Source organism: Candidatus Margulisiibacteriota bacterium, assembly GCA_031268855.1.
In the GTDB taxonomy this organism is placed as follows: Bacteria; Margulisbacteria; Termititenacia; order Termititenacales; family Termititenacaceae; genus Termititenax.
Genome location: JAIRWS010000027.1, coordinates 1 through 11,061 on the forward strand (window position 1 = coordinate 1; position 11,061 = coordinate 11,061).

8 protein-coding genes are annotated in these 11,061 nt (G+C 47.0%); all 8 read right to left on the minus strand.

The annotated features are described in order from the left end of the window. Positions 1–248: 248 nt before the first annotated feature. Positions 249–1,634 carry a hypothetical protein gene (locus tag LBJ25_01710; GenBank protein MDR1452679.1) on the minus strand — a complete coding sequence of 462 codons (1,386 nt, stop codon included), beginning with the start codon at positions 1,632–1,634 and terminating at the stop codon, positions 249–251. Next, positions 1,631–2,692 carry a DNA adenine methylase gene (locus LBJ25_01715; GenBank protein MDR1452680.1) on the minus strand — a complete coding sequence of 354 codons (1,062 nt, stop codon included), beginning with the start codon at positions 2,690–2,692 and terminating at the stop codon, positions 1,631–1,633. The genes LBJ25_01710 and LBJ25_01715 overlap by 4 nt, the downstream gene beginning before the upstream one ends. Positions 2,693–2,695: 3 nt before the next feature. Further along, the gene (locus LBJ25_01720) at positions 2,696–3,634 is read right to left on the minus strand and encodes a Dam family site-specific DNA-(adenine-N6)-methyltransferase (protein ID MDR1452681.1); all 939 of its coding nucleotides are present in this window, start codon (positions 3,632–3,634) and stop codon (positions 2,696–2,698) included. Positions 3,635–3,710: 76 nt separating this feature from the next. Then, positions 3,711–4,955, minus strand: a complete 1,245-nt coding sequence (rodA, locus tag LBJ25_01725) for a rod shape-determining protein RodA (protein ID MDR1452682.1) — start codon at positions 4,953–4,955, stop codon at positions 3,711–3,713. Next, complete coding sequence (gene mrdA, locus LBJ25_01730; GenBank protein MDR1452683.1) at positions 4,955–6,706, minus strand: penicillin-binding protein 2; 1,752 nt, start codon at positions 6,704–6,706, stop codon at positions 4,955–4,957. Before mrdA ends, rodA begins: the two co-directional genes overlap by 1 nt. Next, the gene (locus LBJ25_01735) at positions 6,699–7,160 is read right to left on the minus strand and encodes a hypothetical protein (GenBank protein MDR1452684.1); all 462 of its coding nucleotides are present in this window, start codon (positions 7,158–7,160) and stop codon (positions 6,699–6,701) included. The genes mrdA and LBJ25_01735 overlap by 8 nt, the downstream gene beginning before the upstream one ends. Next, positions 7,157–7,951 (minus strand): rod shape-determining protein MreC, encoded by a 795-nt coding sequence (mreC, locus tag LBJ25_01740; GenBank protein ID MDR1452685.1) that lies wholly within the window; start codon positions 7,949–7,951, stop codon positions 7,157–7,159. The genes LBJ25_01735 and mreC overlap by 4 nt, the downstream gene beginning before the upstream one ends. Before the next feature lie 64 nt (positions 7,952–8,015). Continuing rightward, on the minus strand, positions 8,016–11,061 hold a 3,046-nt coding region (locus LBJ25_01745; GenBank protein MDR1452686.1), incomplete at its 5' end, for a hypothetical protein.

An 11,061-nucleotide genomic window follows, 5' to 3' on the forward strand; every position in this document is an offset into this window, starting at 1 on the left:
CGCCTGATATATTTCCGGATCTTTTTGCGCCAACTGATGCTCTAACAAAGCTGCCATCTAAATCCTCCTCGGAATGTTTTAAAGCAGGGGGATTATATCACGTTGCTAATCAACCGCCACCATGAATTAACTCGTTTGGCGCCGCCGCTGTGAATATGATAATCGCGTCCCAAAAGACACTGTATAGCCTTGACGGAGCACGAGGAAAATGTTTTATGAGTGTGTCTACAAAAAACCTACAGAAAACTTTAACTCCAAAAGTCGATCAGATTTTTAATCGCTTCTTGAAACAATTTAGGCGCCTTGATTCCAAGTATCAGTTCGCCATTTTTATTTAACAAAAAACCAATTTCTATTTCAATAATCTTATTTTCTCTACCGCCGTACAAAACAACAGTGCGGATAATTTTAAATTTTGGATAATATTTTTCAATATAATTTCTCTCTATGTAGTCATAGTTTTTCAAATCCTCTATTCCCTGTTTGCGGAATTGATATTTTTTACCCTCAATATTGATTATTTCACTTCTGCCAAAGTCTATCAAAATCAAATCAGGAATATGAATTATTTGCGTTTTATCGCCAGCCTTGTATTTTGTTCTGTCTTTATATTTGGCTAATGGTATCGGCTGACCCTCTTTGGTAACAAAATAACCCTTTTCCGCTCCCGCGTGATTTTCAAAAATAGAATAACCTTCGGTAAAATTTTCTACAACTAAATGAATAAAAATTGTACCAAGTTTTTCTCCTTCTGTATCGTACTGCCAGTATTCAGTATCAAAATCAGCTCGCGGAATGGTCAGTTTATCTAATTCAACTTTTAGTTTGGTGGCAATCTGAATAAATTTGTTTGTTTTGCCGATATGTTTTTGTTTCAAACCGTGCTTTGTGATGACTATCTTTTGCGACCAACCTAGTTTACGCAGAACAGCGCTAATAATACTCAATGCCCCAATGTTCGGGTCATGGGAAAGACTACCCGATTTGAATAGCCTACCAGATACTTCGATTTTATTCGTAAATTTTTTAATTTGAATTGGCACATTGCCTTTATAGGCTTTGCGCATCTCGGATTTGGTTTTAATAATCTCAGCGATTGTTTCAAATGGCTTAAATATGTCTTTATCTAATTCTTTACCGATAATTTCCACGCCAAGTGTTAATAATAATCTTGTGCCAAAAATATATGTTTCGGTCGGGAAATCTTTTTGTTTAACCCGTAAATTATAAAGCATAATTTTCTTTGTTTGTGGATAATAATTTTCAATAAACACAAATTTTGAGCAACGCTGATAAACTCCCGTATTGCGGCTCTCTTTATCATCTGTTTTAGTTTCTTCAATAGCATATAGTGGTTTGTCTGTGCTTTCTGGCTCTGAACCTTGATAAAACACTAAAAAATCAACGAAACTAGAGTATCCTGAAACAGTTTTTATAAACACCTTGTTTATTTTGTTACAGGTAAAGCCTGTAACTTCATAGACAAAAGAAAACTTACCGTCTTTCAATACTGGCAAGATACGGAGATTATCTATAAAACAGGGCAAATTATAATCTTTGGAAAATCTATACAAAATAATCCCGACAGCATTTCCTTTGGGACGTTCTTCCGTAAGTATCCAAAGATTTTTCATCTTTTCTCCAAAATAAAAAGTTCTTCCCGAATAAACTTTTTATGCTTGCTATCCCCGTTGCTATTACTCTTAAATCTTGTGTAATCAAAATCAATAAACTTAACTTTGCCGTACTTTTGCAGCGTGGATATAATTTTTTCTTTTGGCATTATGCCCTCTGAATTATAACTTAAAACCAGATATTTATATTGTCCGAATTTGGCTACTTTGTCTAATTCCTGTAAAGCAGTATCAGCATTACAAAACCTGCTTTTTTGCTTGTCATAAGGACGCATACCAGTAACCCCTTTTATAATTGGATTATCATATTTAGCGATGGTTTCTAATATGTGATAATTGGGAGCATATTGTCGCTCATTGTATGGCGGGTCTAAATAAAATATATCGGCTTTTATTTTTTCTAGAAGTTCTGTTGAGTTTGAATTGTATGCGTAGTTAGTATGTTGATTTAGGATAAATTCAATCGGTCGTAATTGTAATTTTTTTATTGCACGTGGATCCCATTTTTTTTGGAACGCCGCAAAAACACCTGCAACATTAGCATAAAACGGCACTGTTTCGATAAGGCAGGCTAACAAAACATAATATTCAGCAGCGGTTATTAGTTTTTCGTTTTTCCAAATTTCGATTTGTTGCCTTATGGCATCAATTTTTTCACCGTTTTCATTAGAAAAATACATTCTGGGTTGTTCTAAATTGGCTGTTCTTGCTGGGGTATAATTTTCATAAATAAAATCTTTTATTGTCGGAATATGATTAAGATATTCAATGATTAAAAGAAGTGGTACTGAAAATAGCAGACCAGATTTTATATCTAATGTTGGTAATAATTTCTTAAATTCTACTTCTTTGTTATTGACTATATAGGCTTGCTGCAATACATAAGAAAAATACAATAAATCGGAGGAAAAAATCTGATAGTTTAATTTCTTAAAATATCGACCGACGCTTGTTGTTCCAGCAAAAAAATCAAAGAAAGATTTACCTTTGACCGAGTTTTCATTCATTACCTGATAAATCTTGTCTAGCAGATTTTCTTTATTTCCAATAAATCGCATAACTCAAACAAGGGCAACATCAAAAAGAGAAAGGTTATTTGAAATCTTTGTCGGCTGATAATTAGTTATTAAAACTTCTTCACTTGCATCCTTATCCCTGATTATTGTGTGGTAACTTGAATTAGAATAATTAAAGTCCAGATAATTTACTTGATAATCCGAATTACTATTTAACCAGTTTTTCAGCAAGTCGTTGACCTTACCTTTGTGTGTTAAGACATTGGATAGAGCAAATTTAACATTTTGTTTGTTTAATTTATCTAATATATTTAACAACGCTAATTCTTCTTTTTCAGACCAGCCGGTAAAGCCTCTTTTGCCGTCATTATAACTGCCGGTAGTAATTAAATACGGAGGATCGCAATACACAAAATCATTTTCGCTCAAGAAAGATAAGTCAAATTCATTAAAACATTTGTTTGTGAAAATCATGTTTAGTGTTTTCAACCGCATAACAAACCGTTCCAAATTTTCACGCATTTTAGGATTAAAACAACTTCTTTCTCTGCCAAATGGATTATTAAATTCATGGTCGCTATTAAACCGGATTTGATGGTTAAACGAATAGGCAATAAGCACAAATAAGTCTAAAGGATTTTTTTCCTGGTTATATATTTGTCGTAATTTTTTATAACCAGTTTCATTGGTCAACGATAAATCAAGATCGGCAATTCTGTTTTCAATGTGATTCATTATATCGGTTAGAGTTTCACTCTGAAACTCTGAATACATGTCAATTAAATAAATCAGATTATCGTTACAATAAATAGTGCCGGCATTAACGTTTACTCCAACATTACAACCGCCAGCAAACAAATCAACAAAAGTATCAATTTTTTCTGGAAACAAGGGCAGTATTTGATTCAGAATCTTATATTTGCCGCCAATGTAATTTAGCGGAGATTTGATATAAGCATCTGTTTGTCTAGTAAGTGCAACCATGCTGTAAAATTATACACCATTTCAAATACATGCGTGTCGCGCGTATTTTATATTAAGAAATTAGTGGAGAGTAAAACTACAATTCGATCGCGCGCTGGTGCAGGCAAACTGACTGCGCCAGACCCAGGCTCAGCCAGGAAATGATCAGCGCCGTGCCGCCGTAAGAAACGAATGGCAGGGGCAGGCCGACCACCGGCGCGAGACCGATATTCATGGCAATATTGATAAAGATTTGAAAACCTAAAAACGCCAGAATACCGACCGTTAGGTAGCGCCCAAAATCATCGTCAGACTGCCGGGCGATCACGTAAAGCCGGTTCAATAAATAAAACAGCAAGATCACGGTCAGCGCCGAACCCCAAAAACCAAATTCCTCGCCGATGACGGAAAAAATAAAATCCGTGTGCTGCTGGGGAATATACTGCAGATTGGTCAGCGAGCCCTGTAGGTAACCCTTGCCCCCCCAACCGCCGCTGCCCACCGCGATCACCGATTTGGCCGTGTGATAACGCAGGCCGCGCGCCAGCGGATCGATGTCGGGATTGATAAAGGAAAGAATGCGGTTACGCTGATAGAGCGAAAGGCTGCGCCAAAAAAACGCCGAGAAGAGGCCGGAAAAAAAGTTGAGGCCAAAATAGATCGCCGAATCCAGCAGCGGAAAATGTAGCAGCCAGAGCGCGGTAAAGATCAGCGCCAGATAAATCCCCCAGGACAGCAGCGGATAAACCGGCAAAGCGTAAAGAGCCAAAATGCTCAAAAGCGGCGAGGTCAGCATGAAAAGCCGCGAAAATTTCATGCCAGCCCAGTAAGCCATCAGAAAAAAGATCACCACCAGCACCACCGCCGAGCCGAGATCAGGCTGTTTGTAGATCAGAAAAAACGGCGCGCCGACCAGCACAAAACCGGGCAAAATAGCAAAAATCGTATCCAGCTTGCCCTGCCGCTGGGCAAAAAATTTGGCCAGCATAAAGATCATCGAGAGTTTGGCCAGCTCGGCGGGCTGAAAAGTAAAACCGGCCAGATTGATCCAGCGCTGTGCCCCGTAAACCGTCTGTCCCAGATTTAAAACCACGATCAGGAGAAACACCGCCAGGCCGAATAAAATTTCCGCGGCGCGGTTGAATTTGCGGAAGTCCAGCGCGGACACCACGCCGAATAAAATCAGGCCGACCAGCAGAGAAATTATCTGGCGTTTGAGCTGCGCGGGATTGTGCGTCGCGGCCACGGTCAGCAGTCCCAGCAAAGATAAAAACAAGCCGGCCAAAAACAAACGCCAGTCAAAATTGCGCCAGGGACTGTAGCCGGAACGAAAAATATCCATTATTTGACCTCTTTCTGCCGCGCGTCATACCATAGATAAATTTCTCTGGCAATGCGCGCCGCGACTGTGCCGCCAAAGCCGCCCTCTTCCACAAAAACCGCCAGAGCCAGATCAGGATTTTCGTAAGGGCCGTAAGAAACAAACCAGGCGTGGTCGGCGCCGGAGTTTTCCGCCGTGCCGGTCTTGCCGCGGATCACCAGTCCGTCAATTTTGGCGTTGATACCCGTGCCGTCATCGACAACCTCGCGCAGCAGCCGTCTGACCAGCTGAAGATTCTGCGGCGCAAAAGGCAGTGTGTTCACGGGCTCCGGTTTATTTTGCAGCACCGGCCGGCCGGTTACGGAAACGATCTTATGCAGCAAGTAGGGCTTAAATAAACGGTTTTGTTTATTGGCCACCGCCGCGGTCAGCAGCGTCATTTGCAGCGGCGTAGTCAGTAAATAACCCTGCCCGATCGCCATATTCAGCGAATCACCCGGGAACCACTCCTGGCCATAGGCGCGTTTTTTCCAGCGCGCGGTCGGCACGAAGCCGTTATTTTCAAAAGGCAGATCGATATTGGTCGCGGTGCCAAGGCCAAAAGCGGCGGCCACGTCAGCGATTTTCTGCGGGTCGAGCAAAAGGCCGAGATTGTAAAAAACGACATTGCAGGAATTGATAAAACCTTTCAGCAGATCCTGCGCGCCGTGGCCGCCGCGGTCGAGATACCAGCAGGCAAAGCGACGGCCGTTGACGACCAGAGAGCCGTTGCAGATAAAAGTTTTGGCGGTGTCGATCTTGGCCTCCAGCGCGGCGAGAAAAGTCACGATCTTAAAAGTCGAGCCGGGCGGATAAGCGCCCAGCGCGCGGTTGTAAAGCGGGTGGTCTTTGGCACGCAGCTCCTGCCACTCTTGCTCGGAAAGAAAATCGGAAAAATAATTCGGATCGTAATCCGGCTGGGAAACCATAGCCAGCACTTCGCCGGTCTGCGGATTGACAATGACCACCGCCCCTTTGCGGCTGCCCAGCGCGCGCGCGGCGGCCTGCTGCAGCGCAAAATCGATCGTCAGCTGAATATTGTGGCCGGGCACCGGCTCAAGCGTCTGCAGGCTGCGCACCGGATTGCCGTGCGTATCCACTTCCAGCGGCTGCCCGCCATCCACGCCGCGCAAATAAGAATCGTAATAACGCTCAATGCCGGCCAGACCGATAATATCGCCCATCTGATAACCGTAATTTTTTAGTTTGGATAATTCCGTCGAGCCGATCTGCCCGACATAGCCCAGAACATGCGCGGCCGCGCTGCCCTGCGGATAGTGCCGGATAATGCGCGTGCTGATCACCACGCCTTCCAGCGCTTGTTTGTTTTCCTCAATATAAGCGATCTGCCAGGGCTCCAGCGAGCGGCGCACCGTAAGCAATTCATAGGGCAGATAATCTTTGTTTTTTAATTTGCGCTCCAGAGCGGACGTGTCGATCTTGATATTTTTCAAAAAATTCAGCACAAAATCTTGATTTTTGATCTGATAAGGCAGCACATCCAGCGCGTAAACCGATTTGCTTTCCGCCAGCACAATACCGTAGCGGTCGTAAATGAGCCCCCGCGGCGCGATAGCTGGAATGATCCGCGAGCGGATGCTGTCGGCCAAAAAATCGTAATAGCGGCGCTGCAAAATCTGCAAATAAAACAAACGCGCCAGCAGCACGGCCAGCAGAAAAACTCCAAGCCACCAAGTGTGTTTGGCTATCGCCTGCCTGCGCCTGCTAAGCATAAAGGCGGCGTTTCCCTTTGAGGAAAAATTGCAGCAACCAAAAGAATAATAAATTTAAAAGCAGCGTCCCAAAATACTGCGGCAACGAAAGCACAATAAAACGTCCGAGAAAAATTTTGGTCAAGACCGCATAACCGCCGTGGAGCAACAGTGAACCCAGCAGCATATTCACAAAAACCAGCGAACGGAAATCCCGGAAAATGCTGGCCGGCATGAAACCGCAGAGCAGACCAAGCAGGCCATACAGCGCGATATTGTAAAAACCGCTGCCGTTCGAGAGATCTAAAAAAACTCCGGTCAGCAAACCGGCCAGCAGTCCTCCGGAGGCGCGGCCGGACAAACCAAAACAGACCACCAGCAGGAGCAGCTCCGGCCGCGCCGGCCAGTCCGCCAGCCACGTCGTCTGCAAAATATAGGCCAGCAAAAAAACCACGCCGTACAACAAATAACTCATTGCACAAAAAAGACTATGTCCAGACTGGACAAATCGACATACGGCGCGACGCTGACTTTTTTGACCAGATTGTTGGCGGCTAATTCCACGCGCGTGACCACACCGATCGGCAGGCCTCTTTTGTAACGGTAGCTGTGGCCGGAAGTGAGCAGGCGGTCGCCCTCCTGAATATCGGAATGCTGCGTCGCGTATTTCAGCTCCAGCCGGTTATGGTCCTGGCCGGCCAGCACATAAATGCCGCCGGTGCGCTCATTGACACAGCTAACATTGACCAGCGGGTCGGTGATCAGGATCACGCGCGCGGAGTCCGCGCCGATCGTTTCGGCATAGCCGACTAAGCCCTTTTCGGCAATGACCGCCTGTCCGGCGCGCACGCCGGATTTGGCGCCTTTGTCGGCCAGCGCAAAACGGAACCATTGATCGGCGCTACGACCGGTGATCTCCGCCGGCACTAAACCGCCGCTGTAGCCGCGCTGAAAACGCAGCGCTTCGCGCAGGCGTTTGTTGTCATAAGCGGCCGCCTGCAGCAGTGTCTCCGCGGCAAGCTGTTTGCGGTACAAAATCTCGTACCGCCGGTCGCGCCCGCGCTGGACCGTGACTAAACGCAGGGTTTCGGCAAAATCGGCCAGCCAGTTTTCCGCCCTTTTTTCTATTTTTTGCAGCGCGGCAATTTTGTCCGTCAAAAGCGCCGGCGCTTTTTCCAGCGGCAAAAAAGTCAGCAGCTTCAGCGCGCCACCTAAAAAAAGAATGAGCAGAAAAATTTTTAAGAGAAAAAACCACCAGCCGCGCATAAATGGGGAGTATTATACCATGTAGCAGGCAGCGTTGCATGCAACGCTGCCACCCACGGTAATATTATCTCACGACGGTCAGTCTGCCGATAAATCTGTGGCCTTCTTCATCCGTCAGCAGGATGATGTAGATACCCGAAGCCACTCTAGCGCCGCGGCTGTTGGTCAGATCCCACTCCAGACTGTGCGTCGCTGGGTTGGGATCTTCCAGCTTCGTCACCAATTCGCCGGAGATCGTGTAGACCTTCGCCCGCGTAGTCTCCGTGATATTCTCGATCACGATCCGGTCACGGTCGGCCACACCGTCTTCGCCATTGGCCAGATCACCGTCGCTGCCTTTGTATGGATTCGGGAACATATGCACCTCTTTCAGATCATCCGCAAAGGTAGTCGTGTCAAAGATCCGGTACATACCAAAGCCGATCAGCGGAGCAGACAGCATGCGTTTTTCTTTGTCGTGCGCGGTTATGCCGTTGGTTTCTTTCGCTTCCTGACCGGGCACCAGCACCCATTCGTTTTTGACCGGATCGAGATAGAAGATCCGGAACGTATCCGTCTTGCCATTAACCCGCTCTTCAGCTTCTTCGCTGTAGGTGAGCACGATATTGCCAGTCGGCTGGGCGTCTGGCTCTTCCTGTACGATCGGCAGCGAAGTCGCGTCTAGCTCTGGCGCGTATTTCACTCCGCCCAGTTTGCTGCTGGCCATTTGCATAGCCTGCTGCTGGTCGTTGACATTAGCCGTAGTACCGACATCCAGACCGCGGATCACCATGCCGCGCGGGGCCATGATGTAGCCGTCCGGCACGCTAAAGGCCGCCGCTCTGTACTCTCCGTCAATATTATTATCGCTCACCGAGCTCCTATTGCCGGCCAGATCCTGAGCATAGATGCGCAGATTGTAGCTGCCATTATTGCGTCCGGACTGTTCGATCACATCGCGGACGTAGATCGTCCAGACATCGCCGGAAACCTGGGCCGGCCAAACCTGACTGCCAGTGTTATTGATCTGATAGAACACCTGCACCGGGGACACGCCATAGCCTATGCTTTCTTCTTCGATCCGGCCGGTAATCACCTTGGAATCATCCACGATCGAGACGCGCGCGGCCGGGCCGGATTCCACGGAGAACGACGGCGCTACGCGATCCAGGAGCACCGTATAGGACGTGGTCGCAAACAGCGGATTGTCACCGCTAAATTTTGTATACAAGTCGTCGTAAGCCAGAATATTCAGCGTGCGCACGCCGTCATAAGTGTGGCTGTCATGCTCTTCAATAGTCACATTGTAAGTACTGGCTTTATTCTTATCACCCCGAGAGGTGTACCGCTCAAGCGTATCGTTTCTCTGATAGTCCACTGTGAAATTCAGAGAATCAATACCCTCGCCCAATATCTGCAGCGGCGTGACTTTTTGATTGGTGTAGATCATATTGCCAGACAGCGTGCCCTGTAGCGGCGTGACTATCTTAATAGCCGGCGGCACATCGTTGACCCTGATGCCGCTGACCTGATGAATGGCTATATTGCCCACGCCGTCCTCGACCCGAATATTGACCTGGTTATTGTTGCCACGGCGCGTTACCTCAATATAGTTGAGCGAAGCGGCCTTCGGATAACGCTCATCGCTGTTAAAAGTATAATTCCTAGTGGCCGTATCCCTGGTGCCGGTATAGTCATTCTGGATCTGGTAGACGACCGAGGCAATGCCCGCGCCGTCATCCGCAACATTCAGATTGAAAGCCACCTTGGGCGTATACCATTGAGTGTCTTTATCCTGCAGACCCACAATGTTCAGCGTCGGCGGAGTGTTATCCACCCAGTGATTGTAAGTGATCGTCAGCATATTCACCTCGGTCATATCCTGCGTGCCGCGGTCAAATAATCTGAGCACCAGGCTCTTCGGGCCGTCGGCGCGGTTTAGGACCATCGCAATATCGTTGATGCCCTTCCAGAAATCCGGTTTGTCGGCCAGCCGGTCCAAACCCGTATCGTAATTGCCGGACACCAGAGAGTTGTGTCCCAGATCATCTGAATATTCCAGCACATCATAATGAGCCGCGCCGTTGAAGTTAAGCTCCAGATTATAAGTCGGCACACCCACATAATATTTGCCGTTCAAGACAGCGCCGTGCTGATTCTTGACAAAGTACCGGCCTTCCACCTCGTATTCGCCTTTCGCGTCTCTCGGCATGCCGACATCATAATAAAATTCCACAAAATGCATGTCACTTGAGGTCACACTGTTACCCGCGCGGTCAAGCACACCGGTGATCGAGACTTTGCGCGGGCCTTGCGACAGCGGATTTTTCAGCGTCACTATATAATTATTAGTCGTGCCGGCGCTTCTGTAAGCATACGGCACCCATTCGCCGGGCTCATAACTTGTCGTAACAGACGGATTGTCCGTGGCCGGTCTGACACTGACAATATCGCCGCCAAACATGATATGCGTGATACCGCTCAGCTCCTCTGTCTCATCATGCACATACTCCACGGTCAGCTCGCGCAAACTGGTCCACAGGTTGCTGGTCACGCCTGATCCATCCTCGTAGCGTAATTCTTTAATAGGCAGCGTCACCGGCATAGCGGCCGAAGCAAACACTTGATTGTCGTAAACGATCAATCTATCCGCGGTGACTGTCCCAGACCGGTGATCTTCGCGGCCTTCGATCTCTTTATCCCACAGATAGACAGTCAGATCGTTTATGATCTTATTGCCGTCGGCATCCACGCCAGCATCGATAGTCGTCGTCGTTATAGTATATCCGTGCGGCTGATCTTTACCTTTCGCTCTATTGGCAGTCGGCACATCCAGCAGGCCGCCGCTAATAAAATAAAAGTCGCCATTACCGTTTTTCTTTACTTCATAACCCGCGGTGGGAGTTTGAGCATCATTAATATACAGCCCTCTCTTTAACACCGACGCGGAGATATAGTTGGCGGTCGCAAAATCGAGCGCCTTCGGATCGAAAGTCGCCGATATTTCCTCTATAGACGAGCGCGACACAAAGTAATTCATGCCAAAATCATCGGCCATGCGCAGCGTAAGATTGCGCGTGCCCTGCGTAGCGCCCAAATTGACTATGCGGTAATTGGCGTAGTTCAAAATG

Bases quoted from the DNA above. Each gene is read 5' to 3' on its own strand.
- LBJ25_01710 (MDR1452679.1), bottom strand. From the start codon at position 1,634: ATGAAAAATCTTTGGATACTTACGGAAGAACGTCCCAAAGGAAATGCT.
- LBJ25_01715 (MDR1452680.1), bottom strand. From the start codon at position 2,692: ATGCGATTTATTGGAAATAAAGAAAATCTGCTAGACAAGATTTATCAG.
- LBJ25_01720 (MDR1452681.1), bottom strand. From the start codon at position 3,634: ATGGTTGCACTTACTAGACAAACAGATGCTTATATCAAATCTCCGCTA.
- rodA (MDR1452682.1), bottom strand. From the start codon at position 4,955: ATGGATATTTTTCGTTCCGGCTACAGTCCCTGGCGCAATTTTGACTGG.
- mrdA (MDR1452683.1), bottom strand. From the start codon at position 6,706: ATGCTTAGCAGGCGCAGGCAGGCGATAGCCAAACACACTTGGTGGCTT.
- LBJ25_01735 (MDR1452684.1), bottom strand. From the start codon at position 7,160: ATGAGTTATTTGTTGTACGGCGTGGTTTTTTTGCTGGCCTATATTTTG.
- mreC (MDR1452685.1), bottom strand. From the start codon at position 7,951: ATGCGCGGCTGGTGGTTTTTTCTCTTAAAAATTTTTCTGCTCATTCTT.